Here is a 21,898-nt window from a genome sequence, read left to right on the forward strand (position 1 = left end):
AATAATGGTACTTAAAATAATCTTTAGTACTATATTTCACCAATATTTACTCAAAATTACGACATACGAAAAAACCGTAATATAGACACTATACTGCGGTTTTTCCGTTATTGTTCAAGTATAAAGAATACTCTATTCCTTCCAAACTTCTTTCGCTGTTTCAACGACTAATTTTAATTTCGCCCATTGATCTTCTTCAGTCACTTTATTCCCTTCATGTGTCGAAGAGAAGCCGCACTGCGGACTTAAGCAAAGCTGTTCTAATGGAACAAACTGTGTAGCTTCCTTGATCCGCGCCTTCAAGGTTTCTTTGTCTTCTAATTCTGGTGTTTTCGTCGTAACTAAGCCTAGAACGATTCGTTGATCTTGAATGTTCTTTAATGGTTCGAAACTTCCAGAACGTTCATCATCAAATTCCAAGAAGAAGCCGTTGAATTGTGTAATGGCTAATAGACGTTCAGCGATTTTGTCGTAAGAACCGTTATAAAGCCAATGGGATTGGAAGTTCCCTTTACAGAAGTGGAAAGTCACCGCTAAATCAGCCGGCTTCTTGGAAAGGACCGCTTCGGTTATATCTCCAAACTCTTGGATCAATTCATCAGGATCATAACCGTTGCTCGCGATCATTCCACGGAAGCGGTCATCGAATAATCCGCCCCAGCTCGTATCGTCTAATTGTAAATAACGACAGCCTGCATCATAAAAAGCTTGGATCGCTGCTTGATAGGTTGTAATCAAATCTTGAATGAACTCTTTTTTATCTGCATAGACAGGATTTTCATGGTATTGCTTCGATAAGATAAATGAATCTAAATAAATCATATTGGGTCCCGGAATGGTTTGCTTCGCAATCGTTTCTCCTGCTTGTTCTTTCGTAAATTTGAAATGATCTAAAAACGGATGCGCAGAATCAAAAGAAAGCGGTCCGCTGACAAAAGTTCCTTGAGCTTCAGTCGTAATACCAAAGGCTGTTGTTTCGAAATCAAAAACAGTAATCCCTTTTAGTCCAGCAATAAAATCCAAGTGCCACCAGCGGCGACGAAATTCACCATCCGTCACCGCCTGCAAACCAGCTTCTTTTTGTTTTTGGATTACTTTAACGATTTCCTCGTCTTCGATTTTAGTCAACGCTTCTCTAGTGATCGCCCCTTGCTTGAATTCTTCACGGGCTTTTTTTAATCTCTCTGGTCTTAATAAACTGCCTACTTGATCAAAACGAAATGGAATATTGGTCATAAAATTCTCTCCTTTTTATTGTATATATTTCAGAAAAAATCTGATTGATAACTTGGATAAGTAAATAAACTTTTGAAAGCTATTGCCGCGTGTTGATGAAGTCTCTTTTTCGAAGGCTGCGAAAAAATCAAGCTCGCAGCTAGCTCAGCTAAAGGAATGATTTTTTTTAAACAAAAAAATCTTTTATTTTCGTACGCATACGATCGGTCTAAGCTACTTGCTCTATTATTGACCATAAAAAATATCTAGCTCTCAAAACCAATATACTGCGAAAAGACCGACTCGCAGCTAACTCAGCTAAAGGAATGATTTTTTTTAAAACAAAAAAATCTTTTATCTTCGTACGCATACGATCGGTCTAAACTACTTGGTCAATTATTGACCATAAAAAATATCTAGCTCTCAAAACCAATATACTGCGAAAAGACCGACTCGCAAAAAAAGCCCTTAGATAGCCGAATAGCTGTCTAAGGGCATATAAATATACGTTACCACCTTAATTATGCAGTGTTCTCACGAGCCACTGCCTCGATAAGTACCCCATCGCTGGGAGACTCTTGTTGTTTAACGGAACATCCCGTACCTTCTTAATTAGTCAGAAGATCCACTCAAAAGCCATTTTCAAAATAAATCCTCTCCGTCTCTTTTCAGCTGCCGAGACTCTCTGCTGGAAATCTTTATTTCTACTTTCTTTCTCATAGTGTTTTAATATTAATCTAAGTTAAGGATAGCGGGCTGGTCTGCTTTTGTCAAACTCTTTTTACTACTTAAAAATTTATCTATAGTTTTTAGCCAAAGCAATTAACAGAGTAAACACCTATTAATGCAAATATCTTCCTTCTATTTAATATGATAGGATTAATTTATACGAATCAAAAATGTCAGGAGGTTTATCATGAAAAAAATACTGATCATTGATGATGAACGCGATCTGCTTGAAACATTCGCGGATTACTTTCAATTGATGGGTTACTTCGTTTATACCGCAGACAATGGTTTAGCAGGATTAAAACAGCTGAAACATCAGCCCGATATTATTATTCTGGATGTAAATATGCCGGAAATGGATGGATTCGAATTATGTGCAGCGATTCGTGAACAGATCACCTGCCCGATTGTTTTTCTGTCTGCTAAGGAAGATGAGGAAAGCCGACTTGAAGGATTGAGAATTGGCGGTGACGATTATTTAGTTAAGCCTGTCAGTTTAAAGGAACTGGCTTTACGAATTGAGGCTCATCTTAGACGTGAAACAAGAAAACAAGCAACGCGAAAAATTGCTTATTTTGAAGAACTGATGATTGATTATGATCAGAAAAATTTGCAGTTTCGTAATCAAGAGATTCATTTGACTAAAGTCGAATTCGCGATCGTCGAGCTGCTTTCCAAACATCCCGGCAGAGCTTTTTCAAAAGATGAAATCTATCAGCACTTATGGGATTGGGATAAATTAGGCGACGCCGCTATTATTACAGAGCACGTTCGCCGAATCCGTAAAAAGATCGCTGATTATTCATCGATTGATGTTATTCAAACCGTTTGGGGGGTGGGCTATAAATGGATTGGTTAGAAGATACGATTGATCGTCTCTTTGCCAGAAAAAGCAGTCTTGATCAGAGCCTGATCCTTTATCTTTTTATCGGTGTTTTGGCGGTTGTCTTTGCGACCTTGATCACGGTCTCTATCTGTGTCAGCTGGGAGCGCCTGATCCTGATGCCGGATGCGCAGGATTCACATTTTTGGGCGTATTTATCTTGGGTACCTTCAAAGAAATCTCTGTTGTCGATCCGAATACTAGAATTTATTCGTCATTACGCTGTTTTCGTTTATGGCTTCTTAGGTATTTATTTTGCGACGACTGTATTTTACCGCAAACGTATCTTGCAGCCGATCACTATCTTGGAAAAAAGCATCGAACAGATCGAACAAGGAAATTATCAGCATCCGATCTACTACAATACTTATGACGAATTTGAAAAGACCTCAGCAGGTTTGGATCATCTGCGAGTAACGCTGCAAGAAAATCAAAAGAAACTCCATGAGCTGTACCACGATCAGAAAAAGGTCAATGCGGCTTTTTCCCATGATTTGCGCACGCCTTTAGCAACCATTCAAAATAATCTGGAGCTGATGGAAGCTTATTTTGAACAGGATCGATTGAGTCCAGAAACCTTTGATAAAGCGGCCGGAAAAATCAAGAACAGCATCAACCGGCTAACTTCTTTTTCCGAAACCATGCAGCAGTTGCAGAAATTAGAGGATCGTCCGCTGCATAAAACAGTGCTGCCGCTGAATCAGATTGAAGAACATTTACTGGAGCTTCGTCAGCATCGCCCAGAAAAGGACCTGCAGATCATCAAGGAATATCCTAAAATCACGGCCAGCTACGATAGCGATCTGATCAATGAAGTAATAGAAAATCTGCTCAATAATGCCTATCGCTTTGCGAAAAATACGATTAATATCACGATCACCCTGCAAGAAAAGCTATTGATTATTTATGTGAAGGATGATGGTCCAGGTTTTTCTAAAAAAGAACTGCTGACGGCAACGGAGCCTTATTATTCTCAAAATAAGAATAGTCATTTCGGACTCGGCTTGACCATCGCCGAAGCCTTGTCCCAAAAACACGGCGGCAACCTGAAGATCGCCAATAGTATTGACGGTGGCGCGATCGTCTCTGCGGTTTTCGCTTTAAATGATTAATTTATCTCATTTGTAGAGAATTTATAGAGATTTGATGATTATCCTTTAAGTAAGAAGAGGATACACATTAGGAGGGATCGATGATGCAAATCGACATCAATCATTTAAATCAATATTATGGCAAAAAACAAGTTCTCTACGACATCAACCTGTCAATTTCTACGGGCATGTTTGGCTTATTGGGACGCAATGGCGCTGGTAAAACCACGCTAATGAAAACCTTGGTTACTTTACTGCCGACCAATGAGGGTGAGATTCGAATGAACAGGATCGATATTCACGATCAAAAGAAGATTCGTTCGATCATCGGGTTTTTGCCGCAGGAGTTTTCGATGTACGGCAACATGACCGCTTATCAGGCATTGGATTATTTAGCTGTGCTTTCAGAGTTGGATAAGCGAACTCGGCGAACCCGCATCAACGCCTTATTGGATCAAGTCAATCTGACGATCCATAAAAATGTCAAAGTTAAAGCCATGTCTGGCGGAATGAAACGACGGTTGGGAATCGCTCAAGCACTACTGAATGATCCAAAAATTTTAGTGGTGGATGAACCAACTGCCGGATTAGACCCCGAGGAACGGCTGAGATTTCGTAATTTATTAGCTGAAGTCAGTGAAAATAAAATCGTCCTACTCTCTACTCATATTGCCGGTGATATTGAAGCAACCGCAGAAAATGTGGCGATCTTAGAACAGGGCCGGATCATTTTTTCAGATTCGATCGAGCAGCTACTATTAAACGCTCAAGGGAAAATTTTCAGTGTCCAAGTCCCGCGAACGGAGTTAAGCGCTGCTAAAAAGCAAGTCCAAATCATCAGTCTGCAGCAAGAAGGCAGCACCTCTCACCTGCGTTTTATCGGCAATCCGCAGGCACAGATCATGCAGCATCCCCTCGTGATCGAAGAGCGCCCAACATTAGAAGACGCCTATCTCTACCTATTATCGATGAAAGGCGGGGATTAATATGTTGCTGAAAAAAGAACTATCTTTGACTTTCAGAGGCTTAACTTATTGGTTGGCGGTCCTCTTCATTGGCGTCTTTCTTTTTACGCAATTAGGCTCTGATTTTATTTCGTTAAAACAACCCGAACCAGACCAAAGCGACTATGGAATCGCACATACCACAAACAAAAAGGACATCCAGCAGCAGACAATTTATAACTTGCTGCAGCAATCCAACAATGAAAGCTACAACACCTATCCCTTGGGCTTTCTAAAAATCGTCAAGCCTTCGAAATCGGATCAGGCAGCGATAGAAAAAATCATCGAACGAGCTACTGGTCGTTCGATCAATCAACTGAATCAAATACAAACAAGTCACATGACAAGTACGCCTGCACAACAATTCAATCCATTCACTATGGCTGAAAAAATACCAATCGCAAAAAGCTATACCTACAAACATTTCGAGAAGGATATGACTGAGGTCGAAAAAATCATCGGGAAAGGTTCTGACTTTGCTAAAAATACTTACTTACATCAATCGTATAAAAAATTAAATTACGAAGAAGCCAACCATAACTTCCAGACAACTTTAACGAAAGATCGCGTATCTGGTGCATTTGCTCGAATGACCTGTGATTATTTAGGTATCATTTTGGCTTTGGTTCCTGTTTTTGTAGCAGCGACGGTCGTCTTGAGAGATCGACGGTCCCAAAGTCAGTTGGTGATTCAAACAAAAAGGATCTCTTCTTTTAAATTGCAGGGAACCCGTTTTTTAGCGACGGTGATATTGATTTTGCTGCCAATCATTGTGTTTAGTTTTCTGCCAGCCTTTCAATCGGTTTATGTCGCACAAAAGTACCAGCATACTGGTAGTTTATTCCTCTTTTATCAATATATTCTCGGCTGGTTGTTGCCTACGATCGTTGCCGTCGTTGGAATTAGTTTTCTTGTAACCACCTTATTCAATGGATTGATCAGCGTTCTCTTCCAATTAGGACTTTGGCTGCTTTCACTGCTGGTCAATGCTCGGCAGGTAGTCGGCAGTATTGGCTTAAATCTGATTCCGCGTTTCAATACTGTTGGGTCACGAGAATTGTTCGAAGGCATCTTTACCGAACTAGTCGTCAATCGCGTCTTTTGGTTCGCACTTGGAGTGATTTGCTTTTTGATCAGCTGTGTCATCTTTGATTTAAAACGAAAAGGGAGGATTCACTATGGACATCCTCGCTAAAGTTTCGATTGTTTTCTGGCGATTTCATTTTTATCCGGCGGTGATCGCTGCTCTTGTGCTCACACTGCTTTTTCCATTTTTATTTGGCGTAGAGAATGCTTCTATAATGCAAAGCGCTGAAATTTACGAACGCTTCTTCCCTTTGATTGGGTTGATTTTGTTCCTGCCGCTCTATCTGCCGGATGGCTCAGAGGAAACAACCTCATTGATCAAGACGAAACGGTTTGCTTATGTAAATATTTTATTCCTGCGCTTTATCCAGATCATGCTGGCCTTGTTCCTGTTGACCTGCGGCTGCTTGCTGATTTTTGAAAAAAGTAATGCTGCGATCGCATTTGGCCGCTTCCTCTTTGGCGGTCTAGCAAATACTTTATTTATGGGTGGTTTGTTTGCCTTTGGTTTCGCTATTACCGCTCAGCCTGTCGCAGGTTTGATTCTTCCCTTGGGCTATTATGTAGCTAGCCTGTTTACCGGCGATAAATACTTAAAAATTTTCTATCTCTTTACTTTGAATGAACAGGATGCGACTTCTAAACTTGTGCTTTTTGTTAGCGGAATAGTGCTAGTGCTTGTTAGTTTTATGTTGGCGAAGAGAAGAACATAAAAAAATGCGTAACAGAGACTAGTTTCTGTTACGCATTTTTACTATACAGTTTCTTATTTTTTAGTCTTCATTAAACTCGTAATATTCTGGTAAGATTTTGTTAACGCGGTAAGACCAGATTCTAGTTTATTCTCAGGCTCTACTACTAACCATTGGGTCCCCGCCTGCAAACAAGCAGTTAGAATTTCTTTCCAATCATTTACATCGTTAGGTTCACCAAGGTTAACATCAAAAGAATCATCTTCCCTAATTGGTTTACAATGAACCAAATGAGCCCTTTTTCCTAAAGCTTTGATTAATTTTTGCGGACATTGTTTTCCTTTGATACTACTGCCGGTATCTACTTCTATACCAACAAGTTGATTAGTATTTTGGAAAATGAGTTCAAAAGAGGTCTGCTTTCCCTCAATTTTTTCGCCGAAATCATAATCATGTGTATGGTAGCTAAGTGTAAAACCATTTTGACTCAACACTTCTTGAAGTTCATTCATCTTTTCAACATGACTTAACCAAGTAGAAATTGTATTTTCCTTTTTCTTATGGCCGGATTCCCAAGGACCACCTAAAGCAGAAATGATAATATTTTTATTTCCAAGCTCATAGTTATAATCCATAACTTCTTGTAAATGAGCTTGATTCAAATAGCGCCAAGAGGTTTGTGCTCCGCTAATGTCCAATTGATACTGCTGACAGATGTCCCTAATGACCTTTGGCGAATGAATAAAGTTCCCGTACAGTTCGATTCCCTCATAGCCTACCGAAGCTAATTGCTTTAATGTTTTCTCTGGATTCTCTCGAAAATCATCGAGCACCGGAAATAAGCCGGCCGAAAGTTTAATTCCTAACTCCATCTCTAAACTTCTTTCACTTTATTAGCCATCAAAACAAATGGTAGGTATACAAACACGCCTACAACGATAATAATAATTTGTAAAATCGCCGCACGAATATCGCCGCCAGTAGAAAGATAACCAGATAAACCAGCTGGTGTCACCCATGGAACTGTGAGATATGTTTTCCCCACCCAACCAAGGCTAGTTGCCGTATAAGCAATCGTACTTGAAACAATCGGAATCAAAACGTATGGAATACCCAAAATTGGATTGAATATAATTGGCAGCCCAAACATTAATGGCTCACTGATATTGAAGAAACTTGGTACCGCACCTATTTTAGCAATCGCTTTTGAATCAGCTTTTTTTGAACCAATAAGCAATGCGATAACTAACGAAACCATCGTGATATAGATATAGCAATCAACAAATGGCTGCGTCACAATATTTGGAAGAACATCGCCGCTGGTATGAGCATCCATATTTTGTTGTAATGAAGCTAACAAAATCGGACCTGATACCGAACCAAGAACAAATGGACCATGAACACCAAAGAAAAATAGTAAGCAACTCAAGAAACAGTAAAATGTAATTCCGAAATAGCTTTGAAAGCCTGCAACTAAAGGCATTTGCAATATTTGAGCCACAACATCAGGAATCGCAAGACCGCTTAAATGGCGAATAGACACTTCTAAGGTACCAAAAATAATTGTGACAAATAAAGCTGGTGCAAGTCCATTAAACGAACCGGCAATTGCTGGCGGAACACTTTCAGGCATTTTAATCTTCAATTTTTCACTGTTGCTAAAAAGAATAAACAGCCGAACGCCAACTAAAGCAGAAAAAATTCCTAAGAACATACCAGTCGCACTAGTGTTAGCCTGCGCTAAGACTCCTGTAACCTGCTCTTCTCCTCCAGTAGGTGTATAAGCAGTAATTGTACTTGGATTCAGAATAACGAAGCAAACGAGTGCAATAACTCCTTCCAAGTATCCTTCTTTTCCATATGATTTTGCTAGGTGTAATCCAATCAAAAATGTTACAACTAACCCTAAAATCCCCATTGTTCCATTATAAATCTGTCCACCAATCTCTCTAAGAGCAACAAAATCTCCAAAAGACTTGAATAACCCATTGGTAGGGTCCAGTAACAAATTATTAATCAAAATAAATACAGATGCAATAATGGTTAGCGGAATAGTACTAGCAAAGGCATCCCGAATCGCTGCGATATAACGGTTACTTGCAACCTTATTCGAATAATATGCCACTTTTTCTCCTAAAGCTTCTTTATTAAATGCGCCATCTTTCATCATTGTTTTAATCTCCTTTTTCATATTTTGGAATTCATTTTTCTAGAGAAAAATGAGTCCTATTTTCAAGCCATATATCATTCCACTAGGTTACTTTCAGTTCATTTGATCTTTTTTATTAAAGGTTCCTTCATTTGGTAAACTGTTAAAAGTGGAACTGACATACTTTTTCAGATTTTATTAATTCAGCAACGAGTGACAACCATTTGCCTGCGACACCGACCCACACTTCTTTATACGTCGCGTTGTTGAATTGAGACCAATACGGTTGGTCCTCATTTCCAAACGTCTGTATTCCAACAGGCATCTCACCTGTTAATTCCCCAGAAGAAACCGAGTATTGCTGCGGATAATTGTAACCTTCCCCATAGATCATCGATTGTCCGAAGGGATTTTTTCCGACCATCCATTGCAGCTGTTGATGTCCTTTATCTAGCAGTGCTGGTCGATTGAGTAATCGGCCTAGAACCGCTGCACTTTTACCCATCGAAAGTAAAATGCCGTTATTGCCGCGGAAAGAGAACCACACAGGAAATCGTTTAATATATAAACCGTCGCCAATTTTGATTCCTTGTTTTAGTTGTTCTTGGTAGCTAACTTCTGCTTCGTCATCGACTAATAGATGCTGTCTGTAAAAGCTTTCCTTATCCTGCCATTCATCTTCACGATAGATTCCGCTGGCATACATTGGGTAAGGGTCAGTAAATTGGCCTAAATAATCCAAATAATCGCCGTATTCATTGGCATGCTCTAACCATTTTTCATGCTTCGGTGAAGCTGTCAGAACCTCTTCAAAGGCCAACGCATACAAGTGCTCTCGAGCTTGGTGATTGAAATGTTGAAAGACTTTATGCGTCTCATCGCGATAGAACATCCCTTTAAGTATCGTTCCGTCAGACAAGTCCAGACCTGTTTGTTCTTGACAAGTGAGCAATTCGTCAAACCATTCCGTCATTTGCTCTTGATACGTTTCTCCTGCAGTCAATTGATACATCAACGCTGCTGTCCATGACATTGTCGCTAAGAAAAGGCTCTTAGATGTGTTATAGGTATGCTCCCAGAAAATCGGTTCATGCTTGAAGCCTGTTTTTTTGAAACCGGCAAATGCGTACTGATAATCTTCTTTCACGACTTGCAGCAGTTGGGATCTCATCGCATAATCTTGCGGCAGGGATTTGATGATTTTTGCCAGCAATCCTGTAATCAAGAAATTATCATAGGGGCTGTTATGAATGCGCGGAACAGCATCATCCATCGTACCGATCCGATTATCTGTCCAGCGAGTGATTCCGGCACTAGTAACTCGGTCGCCTTCGTCTAAACGAGTTTTCAGGATAAAGTCGATTCCCCATTCCCCTTCCTCAATTAGGCGCAGATAAAGGTCTGGTTGATCTTTGACTGTTTCTGCGGCTTCAAATAAACTGCTGGTCACTTCTGCCGTTTGAACCAATTGCTGCGAAAGATCGCCCGCATCATGCCAGCCTCCGTTAAAGCTCACTAACGAACCTTTATATTCCACTGTCAAATCTTCGTGGCAGGTTCCGTGAATTCCATGAACAGGACAGCCGCAGCGTTCGCAGAAAATGAAGTTCAAGGATTTCCAAATCGAATCGGCTTTCAGCGTTGAGACTGCACCGATTTGAAAGTTTGGCGTTTTCGTATCAGCGATTTGTAAATAATACGTTCCTGATTCTTTCACTGTTGAAAAATCTAGTACACCGAACGTGCCGTTTTCCGTTTTTGTTTTTTGAATTTCGCCTTGGAAAATGACAGTATCTTCTGACTTAAGCTCAAACGTCGTTGCAGTAAAATCCTCGGAATTGATAATTGCTGTTTTTGAATAATCCGGATGATAGCCGATATGAGAAAAGACGATTTCTTGACTTGGCACCTTCCAGCCTTTTGCAGAAGTACTGTTTTGGTTCTGCTCTAAAAATAAACTGCTGATGGTGTAACTAAGCTGACCTTGCAGGTTCATGTAGGAACCATTCGCTCCAGTAAAAATACGAATCCCCGTTACTACATCTCTTGGCAAATTGCTGATGTCTAATACATACGTGCGTTTGGCTTGTCCTTCCAAATTGATGACATGGGTTCCTTCGCGATTATAGATATCGGGAATCTTGATTTCGCCATCATTTTCCAGCGTGATCGTAATATTCGGATTGATGACATTGACACATTCCGCTACGATATCTAGTTTGATTTGGGTAAATTCGGACCAGTCTTCGCGTGGAATCGGCAGATAGGCTCCGACTTCGCCAAAATTGACATAGTCGCCATCTTCCGGTGCACCTTTAGCCCATGTGTCATAACGCGTGGCACTCAATAAAGTGACTGTTTCTTCCGTTTGCTTGATCTCTCCACGACCGCGCTGCTGCCAGTTTTGAAAATTATCAGTCAATGATCGACGTTTTGCGATCGCTTCTTTTTCTAATTGCTGCTTTTCAAATGAACGACTGCTGTCTAATGGCAATGGTCGGTGAATATAACCTGATGCTTTTACGTCCTGTTTAAAATCACGCATACGTTTTTACTCCTTTCTTCATCATAAAAGCCAATGTTGCAGCTCCTTTTAACGCAACTTCGTTTGGATTAAGTGTTGTGACACGCATCCCTTTAGTTATAAAGCGGATCGTTTTCGCATTTAGAAACGTTACCAAATGATTCAAAAACCATCCATCGTTCATTACACCGCCGCCAAAAATGATCGCTTCCGGGTCACTTACACGAATCAAATTCATCGTTAAAGCCGCTACAGCTTGTAATGCTTGGTCGACGACTTTTCTTGCTAAGGGATCGTTGGCTTCATATGCCCCAATCAATTCTTGGAAGGTCACACGTTTCCCCTCTTCAATCGTTAACATCGTGTTTGGATAATCAGGGGCAAATTTTACTGTTTGATTATGCATGCCCAAACCTGAGGCAAACAGCTCGACACAGCCTTTTCTGCCGCAGGTACAAAGATCATCGCTTCTCATATCTACCACCATATGACCGACTTCTCCGGCGTTGAAGTTACCGCCTTTGATCAATTGATGGTCCGCCACCACGCGGGCTGCGATCCCTGTTCCAATATTGATATAAACGAAATTGCCTGTTTCCTGACCGATACCTAAGATACTTTCCGCCAAAGCTGCACCAGAAACATCGTTAGTGATCCAACATGGTAATTGAAAGGTTTGTGTAATCTCATCCGCTAAAAAGATCGGATCAGACAATCCCGGATGAATCTCCATCCATTGCCCGCGATCAGTATCAACGCGTCCGACGACACACATGCCGATCCCAATTAGTTCTCCTTGTATGCTGTGGTGATGTAAATAATTTTTGATTGCTGCTTTTATTTTTTCTGTTGCACTGCGTTGATCGACGACCGTTGAAGGGTATTTCTCACTTGTAAGAATCTCTCCAGCAGGCGTGACTTCCCCAATTAATATCTTGGTTCCGCCTAAATCAACTGCTAAAACCGTTTGTGTCATTCTGCACCTCAATCCGTGGTAACGTTACCAAATATAAATATTATGTTTCCGTTTTCAAGAGTCATAATACCCTGTGAACAATCCCCCTGTCAATAGTTTTTTTAACATTTAGAAACGTTACCAAAAATATCTTGCATTTTTTTCATTCCTCCCCTAAACTGATTTCTAGGAGGCGCTCTCTTATGAAAAAAACAATTACAATCAAAGAAATAGCAAAAGAAAGCGGTGTGTCTGTTTCGACAGTCTCCCGCGTTTTGAATAACCATCCTTCTGTCTCACCAGCTAAACGGGCGAAGGTTCAAGCGGTGATTGAAAAGGAAGGTTTCCAGCCAAGTATGCTGGCCCGCGGGATGATCTCGAATAAAACGAAAACCCTTGCAGTGGTTGTCTCAGACATTACCAACCCTTATTTTACTTCGCTGGTTTCCGAAATCGAGTTAGCCAGCTTTGAACAAAACTATTCTCTTTTACTCTTTAATACAATGACTGCCGGTCGCCAGAAAAAAGCCGACAGCAGTTTTGCTGAACGGGACACCTTTAATACGATTTTTGAAAAAAAGGTCGATGGTGTATTGATACTCGGAGGTGAGATCGATCGAGATGAACCGAATCCTGAATATCTTCACACGCTTGAACAGCTGAACAGCCAAGTGCCGGTCCTAATCATTGGTCAAAAACAGGCAAACTGCAGCTGTGAATTTATCGAGCGGGATTTAGAAAAAGGTATTTTTCTTTCTGTCCAGCATCTATTGGCGCTGGGGCATCGAAAAATCGGTTTTATCGGCGGTGAGCCTAACGTTAAAATCACAACACAAAGAGTGCAAGCCTTTGAAAAGGTGATCTCACTTTATAGTACGTTTGATCCGACCTTGATTCATTTAAGTGATTTCTATACGGAAGACGGCTACCAGAACATGAAGGCGATCATCGAACAAGGCGAGTTGCCTGATGCACTATTGGCGATCAATGATCGTGTGGCGCTGGGTGCTTTTCGTGCGTTAGCTGACCATGGTTTGGCTTGTCCAGAAGATATCGCGATCGCCAGCTGTGACGCTTTTCCAGACAGCGATTATCAGATTCCTAGGATCACCACCATCAATCAGCATAACCAGTTTCTCGGTAAGCAAGCTGTCAAACGGCTTTTGAAAATGATTAATGAAGAACCGCTGGAGGCTTTGGAAGCTCACTCGCCAGAATTGATTATTCGCGAATCCTGCGGTATTGGAAGGATACGAGGGTAATGGAAAAACACTTAATTTTTATGGATATCGACGGCACACTCGTTGCCAAGGATCAGAAAATCTCAAACAAAACAAGATCAGTCGTCACTGAGCTTCAGCAAGCGGGGCATCAATTTTATGTTGCGACCGGCAGAAAATATTCTTCTGCGGTTGACGTCGCCAAAAGATTGACCGCTCAAACTCAGGTTATCGCATCAAACGGCAGCATTTATTCAATCGATGAAATGCTTCATAAAAAACGCTTATCGGATAAGGCGCTTCAATTCATTTATCAAACGATCACGACGCATGATTTACCGATGTTTTTCTTTGGCGAGCATACGATTTTTTACACCCAGCAGCTGCCAAGCTACCTGCAGAAAAATGATCAATCTCGAATCGGCAGCAGCGAAGAGGATTTTCGTTTCATTGATTCTTTAGAAACGTTAATGGCGGTCAGCCAACGGATCGTAAACGGAATCGTTATTGCTGACGAACGCGAAGCCGAACTGGAACAGGTGCGCAAGATTTTGGAAGAAAGCGGGCTTTTATCCGTCTCCTCTTCCCATCCAAATAACATCGAATTGATCCCGCTTGGAGTCAACAAGGCAACCGCGATCCAAGCTGTTCGAAATAGTCTGGCGGTTCCGCAAAAAAATATCATTAGTTTCGGCGACGGCCTCAATGATCTGGAAATGCTGCAAGCCTCCGGTGTCAGTGTGGCTATGGGCAATGCAGTCGATGAATTGAAACGTCATGCGAAATTCATTACGGATACCAATGTCGAAGATGGCATTGCCAATTTTCTGATTGATTACTTCAGTTAAAAAAACATATTTAGGAGAAAAAACTATGTCAAAACCTACAATGCTGTCATACATTTTAGAAGAACAAGAAAAGCTAACGGCGGCGATCAATGCCTATCCTGCCAATATTGATACGGCCATCAATGGACTCGATTTAGCTGCCGCCAACTGGCTGGTTTTAGGTACAGGCTCCAGCATCAATGCCGCTAAAAGTGCGAAATACTATATCGAAAAAATGGCGGATGTAAAATTGGCGATCGAAGAGCCCTACAATTTTACTCATTATGAAAAAATCGATCCGCAGCTTCAGGTGGTCTTGGGTATCTCTCAAAGTGGTCAAAGTACCTCAACCATCGAAGCAATGGATAAGATTACCAATCATCACGCCGTTCATACGATGGCGGTCACAAGTATTCCCGATAGCGAGATCACCAAAGTCACGACTTCCACCTTGGATGTCCTCTCAGGTCGTGAACGCGTGGGCTACGTGACGCTCGGTTTTTCTGCGACTGTTTTAGCCCTCATGCTGTTAGGTCTGCGAATCGGTGTCAAAAAGGGATTGGTGACGCCACAGCAAGAAAGCGACGAACTAAAGGATTTCTTAGAATTGACTAGTCGTTTCAATCATGTGATCGATCAATCGACAAAATTCTTTGAGACACATCGCAAAGATTTCCAGCTGGCACCGCGCTTTACTTCGATCGCTTACGGTCCGGCAGTTGGAACAGCGAAAGAAATGGAAACAAAATTCTCAGAAACGATCCGGGTGCCTTCGCTAGGTGTTGAGCTGGAAGCCTTCATGCACGGTCCTTACTTAGAAATCAATCCTGAACATCGTTTGTTCTTCATTGAAACTCCGGCAAAACCAGAGATCATTGAAAAGGCCGGTCTATTGAAAGCCTATGAACAAAAACATACCGAGCATGTCTTCACTCTCTCATTGCGCTCAGGTGAAGCGGAGGATGCCAATACCTTGGCGTTAGGAAATTGTTCAGATGAATTTAAAGCACCATATCTGGCGGTCATTCCTTTCCAAGTCTTTTGCTGGTATATCTCACGAGAAAAGGGCATCGATATCACGAACCGGATCTTTACCGACTTCTCGCAAGCCGTTAAAAGTAAGACGGCCGTTCAAGATTACGTGTAATCCTTACTCATCGCCCCCTATTTGATTGGCAACCCCTAAATTGCCGATCATTTAGTATAAAAAAACCGCTCAACCGAGAAAAATCTCCGTTGAGCGGTTTTCATTTGGTTTATTTTCTTAGCAGTTCACCGTGGCTCATCTGCTTTTTCTCCAGTGAATCAAAGCTTTCGCCGCCGTTTGTAAGCAGCGTCAAGACCACATCATCTTTGCCTGCCGCCCGAACCTTTTCAAAATCCGCGATCACTAGCAGCGTGGCTTCATCGACTGTTTGACCTTCCTTTACATGAACGTCAAACGGCTCGCCAGCTAACTCAACCGTATCTAAACCGATATGGATCAATACTTCACTGCCTGACTTCCCCGTTAAACCAATCGCATGCTTCGTTTGGAAAATCGTCGTGATCGTTCCTTTGATCGGCGAATAAATCTCCGCTGAAGTTGGTTTGATACCAAAGCCTTCACCCATCATTTTTTGTGAAAAGACTGGATCACTAACTTCGTTTAATGGGACAAAATTACCATCAACGGGTGCGAAAAAAGCTTCCGTCTTTTTCTTTTTGAACTTCTCAAACATTCATCATCGCTCCAATCTGCAAGCTTAATCGTCGCGCCCTAATAATTGATTGATTTCTTGGCTATACAGATCGGCTTTCCCGCCAAAGACTGCTTGAATCCCACCTTGAACTTCAAAGACAGCGGTTGCACCCAAGCGTTTAAAGACTGGTTTTTGAACCTGATCTCCTTGTTTTACAGCTACTCTCAAGCGTGTCGCACAGGCCGTGACAGTTTCGATATTTCCATCTCCACCTAAGGCTTCAATAATTTGCCATGCTTCATCCCGCAAACTTTTAGAACCAGAGTCATCCGCCTCTACCATCAGCTCGTCGTCATTTTCCATACCAGGAATGGCTACTCGGAATTTCTTAATACAGAAGCTGAAGACAAAGAAATAGATCACTGCCCAAGCGATTCCAAATGGAATGACTTTTATCCAGTTAGTCTTATCGTTTCCTTGCAGAACACCAAACAGCAAGAAGTCGATCAAACCGCCAGAGAACGAATTACCGATTCGAATATTCAAAATATCTGCAAAATAGAAGGATAAACCATCTAAGAACGCGTGAATCACATACAACCAAGGAGCCACAAATAAGAACATATACTCAATCGGTTCAGTGATCCCGGTCAAGAAAGAAGTCAGTGCGCCACTGAAATACAACCCGCCATTTTTCTTGCGGTTCTCTTTAGGGATCGCACGATACATCGCATAACAAGCTGCCGGCAAACCAAACATCATCGTCGCAAAACGTCCAGCAAAGAAACGAGTTCCATACGTAAACAATCCTGTATGACTAGAATCCGCTAATTGTGCGAAGAAAATATTTTGTGCCCCAGAGATCGACTGACCCGCGACCGTTTCCACACCGCCTAAAGACGTATACCAAAACATCGGATAAATCGTATGATGCAGACCAACCGCACCTGTTAATCGCAGCAAGAAACCATAAAAGAAAGTACCGATACTACCCATTTGAGCGACCTGTTGACCAATTACCACCATACCATTTTGAATCGGCGGCCAAATTAGGTAAAAGATACACCCAATCGCAATCGCACTAAAGGATGAAACGATCGGAATAAACCGCGAACCGCCAAAGAAGCCTAAAAATTGCGGCAGCTCAATTTTCCGATAACGATTATGCAGATAGGCAACCGTTCCACCGATCACGATCGAACCGACAACACCGGTATCGATCGAAGCATCCTTAGCCGAAAATAATTCCAATAACCCGCTGATCGTCGCTGTATAAACTAAAAATGCTACACCGCCGGCTAAACCTGCTGTTCCCTTATCCCCTTTCGCTAAACCTACGGCAATCCCAATCGCAAAGATCAAGGCTAAATTGGCAAAGACCGCATTCCCGGCAAAACTCATGACGCTGAGAATCGTTTGCAGCCACGGCTGATTCAAAAATGGATACGCAGCAACCGCACTCTCATTTGTCAGCGCGCCGCCTAATCCCAACAACAACCCGGCCGCCGGTAAAATGGCGATCGGCAGCATAAACGCCCGCCCTAACTGTGAAAACTTTTTAAACATAATGATTTATCCTCCTCATTTACTATTAAGCACTCCTGTCGTGCACCCTTCAATTGACTTTGCTAAAAACCAAAAACCTTATTTTGTCAGCGCTTGGATAAAACGTGCGGCGATTTCTTTTGGTCGTGTAATTGCTCCGCCGACGACGACACCGGCGACACCCAAATCTTGGATTTTTCGAGCTTCTTCTGGTGTATGAATTTGTCCTTCCGCAATAACTGAAATCCCTTCAGCCACTAAAGCTTTTGCCAGCTCAACAGTTGATGAGGCCTCCGCCTCGGTGTAGCCTCGCAAAGTGGTACCAACAAAATCCATTCCTGCTCTCCAAGCATTCACTCCTTCTTCAAAAGTCGCGATATCGGCCATGAATAATTGCTTCGGATATTTTTCTTTGATTTGCTGAATAAATTGATTGATCGTCTGATGATCAGGTCGATGGCGTAAGGTACAATCAAGTGCAATCACTTCCACTCCTGTCTCCACCAAAGCATCTACTTCCTTCATCGTAGCGGTGATGAAGATTTCAGAATCAGGATACGTTTGTTTGATGATTCCAATAATCGGAAGATCCACCTTTTCTTTTATTTGCACAATGTCCCTCACCGTATTGGCACGAATCCCAACGGCTCCCGCTTCTTTGGCTGCTACTGCCATTAAAGGCATGATCCCTCCTTCCGTTGTATATAGCGGTTCACCTGGCAAGGCTTGGCAAGAAACGATCAAGCCGCCTTTCACAGCATCTAAAAACTCTTTTTTCTCCACGCTCCATTTTCACTCCGTTTTTAAAATATTTTGGATTATTACTCCAAAAATATAGCATGCGCTTTCAAAAATGTAAATAGGAAATGAAAAAAAAATTATTTTGACGTATAATTCAAGTTGACATCGTTAACGATAAAGGAGAACTAATGACCATTACTTATACCATTCAAGAAAATTATTCCACCCTAACAAAATCAGAAAAAAAAATCGCCGACTATATTCTTACCAGCGGCGAAAAAATTGTTCACAGTACTATGAGCGACATTCGGGAAGCAACGAATGTTGGTGACGGGACGATTATTCGTTTTTGCCAAAAAATCGGTTTTTCCGGTTTTTCAGATTTGAAAATCGCCATCGCTAAAGAAGATTTCAGCAAACAACAGCAAGTCTCACAGGAGTCTGATCTATTTGATAAACGAACAACGACGATCAACAATGCGTTAAGAACGACGAATCAACGTTTAGACAGCGAAAAGCTTCAACGAGCCGTTCAATTGATCACCGAAGCAAATCAAATCTACATTTTTGGCGTAGGCTCCAGCGGCAATACCGGCAATGATCTGGAGGCTATGCTGCTGCGCGTCGGCGTTCAATCTCGATCTGTCGTCGACCTGTCTCTTATACACATCTAGATGTGTATAAGAGACAGCATTCAGTCCCTCCATTTCCTCATAATTTCAATTTCAGCAGCCATTCATCCAATTCTTTAAGAACTTTTTGTTGATTGGCTATTCTTCTCAAACGATTCCTGTTCAATGATTCTTGCTCAAAGTAACGACGGAGAGCCACTTCTTTAATTTCATCCTCTACTTCCCATCGCGTGGATAAAATATCTGCAATGGCTCTTTCCATTGAAGTAACTCGGATGAGATTGCCATAACCAGAATCAATTTTTCTAATTTGAGTCTCTGGAATCGGACGATTTCCAACAACTCTAATTGGATCGTTCTCTCTATAAATAATAAATACGCCTTTTTTTCCAGAATTCCACTCTGATGCTGGATAAACTGTTCGATAATTTGTAGTCGAATCTTTTGTTGTATAAAGCTGAGTCATTTTGTAATTTCGTGGCAAACTCATAATCTTTTCTTTTGTACACATCTAGATGTGTATAAGAGACAGCCTTTAATGTCTAAAAAAAGAGAGCAAGGGAATTTGTCCCTTGCTCTCTTTTATTCGGATGATTTATTGTAAATTTCTTTTAGCTTTATCACATAGTCTGAGAATTCCGAAATAATTTCCTCTAACCGAAGCTTTTGTGCGTAGGGCCTATCCTTAATGTATCTTTGCCAAACATCATTTTTCTCTGAGGCCTTTTGAGAAAGTTCTTCTAGAATAAATTCCCAATCTTCAAAAGATTCATCACTGATCTCTCCATGTCGAAAATTCCACGTATTTAAAAATGCTTGATATCGTTTTTCGATCGGTGGTCTTTCGGGATCATTCAGCATCAGATGAAGATCGTAAAAGTCTTTCATCCGCGTATTTTCCGTACCCAAACTGAGAATAATTTCTGTCTTTTCTGCAAGTATCGTCTCCAATGGATAGGAGAGTAATGTAAGAAATTTCTTTTCTCCATTTTTCTCGTTAAAAAGAAGCGGTATCCTTACTTGCCTAGGTGAGGGAGTCACTACGTCACCTACACCAAGATCAAAGTCAAAAATTACATTCGATTTGTCGCCGAGAAACATGATTAATTTTGCACGATATCCTTTGTAGATTTGATTCTTTTGAGAATCTAACAAATCGATTAACTCAAACCGCACACCATCTTGAAGATCAATCGCCATAATCTCTTCTAACATTTCTTTGACAATCACTTTGTCAGTGTCCATTCCTTTAATCAATGCATCCAAATCTTTAGTCATACGTTGTTCGACATTGTAAATGGTCCCCATCAGAAAACCGCCTTTTATTATCAACTTATCTTTATAAGAAGATTCTTGCAGGCGCAGTAAAAATCTTTCGGCAGCATACCGCAAACGGTACTCGTCAAAGGAAATCTCACTGCCTCTGTTTTTAATTAAATCTCTTAACCGCTCTGGTCTCATTCAGTCCCTCCATTTCCTCATAATTTCAATTTCAGCAGCCATTCATCCAATTCTTTAAGAACTTTTTGTTGATTGGCTATTCTTCTCAAACGATTCCTGTTCAATGATTCTTGCTCAAAGTAACGACGGAGAGCCACTTCTTTAATTTCATCCTCTACTTCCCATCGCGTGGATAAAATATCTGCAATGGCTCTTTCCATTGAAGTAACTCGGATGAGATTGCCATAACCAGAATCAATTTTTCTAATTTGAGTCTCTGGAATCGGACGATTTCCAACAACTCTAATTGGATCGTTCTCTCTATAAATAATAAATACGCCTTTTTTTCCAGAATTCCACTCTGATGCTGGATAAACTGTTCGATAATTTGTAGTCGAATCTTTTGTTGTATAAAGCTGAGTCATTTTGTAATTTCGTGGCAAACTCATAATCTTTTCTTTTGGCAAAACATCGTTTAGTCCCAAATAATAAAGAGCTGTTTCATGAGAGACAACTGCTTTAGAATATTGCTTCTGGAATAGATATAACCCATCAATTGATTTATTCGGAAAAATATATATCCCTCTGACGATTTCTTTTAACCGATATTTTTTAATGAATTTGTTAAATGAATAGGGAGTGATTCCCGCCTCTTTCGTCTCCTTTTTTGAGAGCACTCCATTATTCTCTTGGGCCTTCACAAGGAATTGAAATTCTTGCGAGTCCATTTTAGGGAGCTGCTCATCCACCATATAGTCGCGCATTTGAACTGTCAGATATGGCACCTTCATCGTCTCGATAACCTGTATCAATTGATCGCCTTGTAACTCCATGGCCATCCGATCAATCACCTCTCGTTTTTCCACATCGCTTTCAGGTATTTCTAGTCCAAATATTTTATTCCTATCCACCAAATCACTCCTTTTATACTTTAACGAACAAATACCAATAAAAAAACGTTAAAGTATTAAATTTCAACCAGGATCTGGAGGCTATGCTGCTGCGCGTCGGCGTTCAATCTCGATCTGTCGTCGACCCCCATTTCCAAGCGCAAGTCGCTTCTTTGCTGACGGAAAAGGATCTAGTGATCGGCCTTTCGCTATCGGGAAGAACCAAGGATACCTATGATTCCTTGAATATCGCAAAGAAAAATCAGGCAAAAATTATCGCCATCACCAATTATCAACTTTCACCCATTGCGCAGCTGGCGGATGTTGTCCTGCAAACCGCGATCGAGGAATTTTTAGATGGCGCCTCATTAGCAGGAAAGATCTCGCAATTGTATTTGTGCGATCTGCTGGTTCAAGGCTACGAGATCGAAAATAATGTGAACTCCATTGAACTCCGGGAAACTGTTTTACGATCTATCTTGGATAAAAGTTTGGATTAAAGAAATTTATGGTTAAGAAAGGCTTCGCGAACTCGCTCAGCTTTTGAGCAATAAGACCAAAATATTTCTAAATTGCTTCTCAAATTTCGAAAT

The 21,898-nt window shown here is 41.2% G+C and carries 19 protein-coding genes, 2 pseudogenes and 1 other annotated feature; of the genes and pseudogenes, 10 read left to right on the forward strand and 11 right to left on the reverse strand.

Going from position 1 to position 21,898, the window contains the following annotated elements:
• Window positions 1-132: 132 nt before the first annotated feature.
• A complete protein-coding gene (locus A5875_RS10115; RefSeq protein WP_088933484.1) occupies window positions 133-1,236 on the reverse strand; it encodes a 5-methyltetrahydropteroyltriglutamate--homocysteine S-methyltransferase in 1,104 nt (367 codons plus the stop codon).
• A gap of 466 nt (window positions 1,237-1,702) precedes the next feature.
• Window positions 1,703-1,944: a binding site (T-box leader), on the reverse strand.
• A 187-nt stretch (window positions 1,945-2,131) separates the two neighbouring features.
• On the opposite strand from A5875_RS10115, the gene A5875_RS10120 reads away from it, so the two are divergent.
• The 5 genes from A5875_RS10120 (at window position 2,132) to A5875_RS10140 (ending at window position 6,721) form a co-directional block, all read left to right on the forward strand.
• Window positions 2,132-2,803, forward strand: a complete 672-nt coding sequence (locus A5875_RS10120) for a response regulator transcription factor (protein ID WP_088933485.1) — start codon at window positions 2,132-2,134, stop codon at window positions 2,801-2,803.
• The gene (locus tag A5875_RS10125; protein WP_088933486.1) at window positions 2,791-3,939 is read left to right on the forward strand and encodes a HAMP domain-containing sensor histidine kinase; all 1,149 of its coding nucleotides are present in this window, start codon (window positions 2,791-2,793) and stop codon (window positions 3,937-3,939) included. Before A5875_RS10120 ends, A5875_RS10125 begins: the two co-directional genes overlap by 13 nt.
• A gap of 80 nt (window positions 3,940-4,019) precedes the next feature.
• Window positions 4,020-4,904, forward strand: coding sequence for an ABC transporter ATP-binding protein (locus tag A5875_RS10130; protein WP_242551316.1), 885 nt, complete (start codon window positions 4,020-4,022; stop codon window positions 4,902-4,904).
• A gap of 1 nt (window position 4,905) precedes the next feature.
• Window positions 4,906-6,117 (forward strand): ABC transporter permease, encoded by a 1,212-nt coding sequence (locus A5875_RS10135; RefSeq protein ID WP_088933488.1) that lies wholly within the window; start codon window positions 4,906-4,908, stop codon window positions 6,115-6,117.
• Window positions 6,101-6,721 (forward strand): hypothetical protein, encoded by a 621-nt coding sequence (locus tag A5875_RS10140; RefSeq protein WP_088933489.1) that lies wholly within the window; start codon window positions 6,101-6,103, stop codon window positions 6,719-6,721. Before A5875_RS10135 ends, A5875_RS10140 begins: the two co-directional genes overlap by 17 nt.
• 53 nt (window positions 6,722-6,774) lie before the next feature.
• Here the strand turns inward: A5875_RS10140 and A5875_RS10145 are convergent, their stop codons facing one another.
• The 4 genes from A5875_RS10145 to A5875_RS10160 all read right to left on the reverse strand — a co-directional run bounded on the left by A5875_RS10145 (window position 6,775) and on the right by A5875_RS10160 (window position 12,349).
• The gene (locus A5875_RS10145) at window positions 6,775-7,572 is read right to left on the reverse strand and encodes a sugar phosphate isomerase/epimerase family protein (RefSeq protein WP_088933490.1); all 798 of its coding nucleotides are present in this window, start codon (window positions 7,570-7,572) and stop codon (window positions 6,775-6,777) included.
• 2 nt (window positions 7,573-7,574) lie between these two features.
• Entirely contained in the window at window positions 7,575-8,870 is a 1,296-nt protein-coding gene (locus tag A5875_RS10150; protein WP_088933491.1) for a PTS sugar transporter subunit IIC, read from the reverse strand.
• 142 nt (window positions 8,871-9,012) lie between these two features.
• Window positions 9,013-11,394, reverse strand: a complete 2,382-nt coding sequence (locus tag A5875_RS10155) for a glycoside hydrolase family 9 protein (protein WP_088933492.1) — start codon at window positions 11,392-11,394, stop codon at window positions 9,013-9,015.
• Window positions 11,387-12,349: an ROK family protein gene (locus A5875_RS10160; protein WP_088933493.1), complete on the reverse strand. Its 963-nt coding sequence runs from the start codon at window positions 12,347-12,349 to the stop codon at window positions 11,387-11,389. The genes A5875_RS10155 and A5875_RS10160 overlap by 8 nt, the downstream gene beginning before the upstream one ends.
• 182 nt (window positions 12,350-12,531) lie before the next feature.
• Here A5875_RS10160 and A5875_RS10165 point away from each other — a divergent pair, with 182 nt between their 5' ends.
• The 3 genes from A5875_RS10165 to A5875_RS10175 are packed head-to-tail and all read left to right on the forward strand — an operon-like array spanning window position 12,532 to window position 15,522.
• Complete coding sequence (locus A5875_RS10165; RefSeq protein WP_088933494.1) at window positions 12,532-13,590, forward strand: LacI family DNA-binding transcriptional regulator; 1,059 nt, start codon at window positions 12,532-12,534, stop codon at window positions 13,588-13,590.
• Window positions 13,590-14,396: a Cof-type HAD-IIB family hydrolase gene (locus A5875_RS10170; RefSeq protein ID WP_088933495.1), complete on the forward strand. Its 807-nt coding sequence runs from the start codon at window positions 13,590-13,592 to the stop codon at window positions 14,394-14,396. The genes A5875_RS10165 and A5875_RS10170 overlap by 1 nt, the downstream gene beginning before the upstream one ends.
• Before the next feature lie 25 nt (window positions 14,397-14,421).
• A complete protein-coding gene (locus A5875_RS10175; RefSeq protein ID WP_088933496.1) occupies window positions 14,422-15,522 on the forward strand; it encodes an SIS domain-containing protein in 1,101 nt (366 codons plus the stop codon).
• A 109-nt stretch (window positions 15,523-15,631) separates the two neighbouring features.
• Here the strand turns inward: A5875_RS10175 and A5875_RS10180 are convergent, their stop codons facing one another.
• The 3 genes from A5875_RS10180 to A5875_RS10190 form a co-directional block, all read right to left on the reverse strand.
• Entirely contained in the window at window positions 15,632-16,096 is a 465-nt protein-coding gene (locus tag A5875_RS10180) for a PTS sugar transporter subunit IIA (protein WP_088933497.1), read from the reverse strand.
• Window positions 16,097-16,120: 24 nt separating this feature from the next.
• Window positions 16,121-17,623: a PTS transporter subunit EIIC gene (locus A5875_RS10185; protein WP_088933498.1), complete on the reverse strand. Its 1,503-nt coding sequence runs from the start codon at window positions 17,621-17,623 to the stop codon at window positions 16,121-16,123.
• A 78-nt stretch (window positions 17,624-17,701) separates the two neighbouring features.
• Window positions 17,702-18,385 (reverse strand): N-acetylmannosamine-6-phosphate 2-epimerase, encoded by a 684-nt coding sequence (locus A5875_RS10190; protein WP_088933499.1) that lies wholly within the window; start codon window positions 18,383-18,385, stop codon window positions 17,702-17,704.
• A gap of 146 nt (window positions 18,386-18,531) precedes the next feature.
• On the opposite strand from A5875_RS10190, the pseudogene A5875_RS10195 reads away from it, so the two are divergent.
• Window positions 18,532-18,996 (forward strand): annotated as a pseudogene (locus tag A5875_RS10195) (MurR/RpiR family transcriptional regulator); the annotation flags it as partial.
• Window positions 18,997-19,054: 58 nt separating this feature from the next.
• On the opposite strand, the gene A5875_RS10200 reads toward A5875_RS10195, so the two are convergent.
• From A5875_RS10200 to A5875_RS10210, 3 genes are all read right to left on the reverse strand, one after another.
• Window positions 19,055-19,465 carry a hypothetical protein gene (locus A5875_RS10200; protein ID WP_088933500.1) on the reverse strand — a complete coding sequence of 137 codons (411 nt, stop codon included), beginning with the start codon at window positions 19,463-19,465 and terminating at the stop codon, window positions 19,055-19,057.
• Window positions 19,466-19,557: 92 nt separating this feature from the next.
• Window positions 19,558-20,436: a nucleotidyl transferase AbiEii/AbiGii toxin family protein gene (locus A5875_RS10205; protein ID WP_088933501.1), complete on the reverse strand. Its 879-nt coding sequence runs from the start codon at window positions 20,434-20,436 to the stop codon at window positions 19,558-19,560.
• Window positions 20,437-20,453: 17 nt separating this feature from the next.
• Window positions 20,454-21,326 carry a type IV toxin-antitoxin system AbiEi family antitoxin domain-containing protein gene (locus tag A5875_RS10210; protein ID WP_088933502.1) on the reverse strand — a complete coding sequence of 291 codons (873 nt, stop codon included), beginning with the start codon at window positions 21,324-21,326 and terminating at the stop codon, window positions 20,454-20,456.
• Window positions 21,327-21,385: 59 nt separating this feature from the next.
• On the opposite strand from A5875_RS10210, the pseudogene A5875_RS10215 reads away from it, so the two are divergent.
• A pseudogene (locus A5875_RS10215) lies at window positions 21,386-21,805 on the forward strand (MurR/RpiR family transcriptional regulator); the annotation flags it as partial.
• Window positions 21,806-21,898: the final 93 nt, after the last annotated feature.

The sequence above is a fragment of the Enterococcus sp. 3H8_DIV0648 genome (assembly GCF_002140655.1).
In the GTDB taxonomy this organism is placed as follows: Bacteria; Bacillota; Bacilli; order Lactobacillales; family Enterococcaceae; genus Enterococcus_A; species Enterococcus_A hulanensis.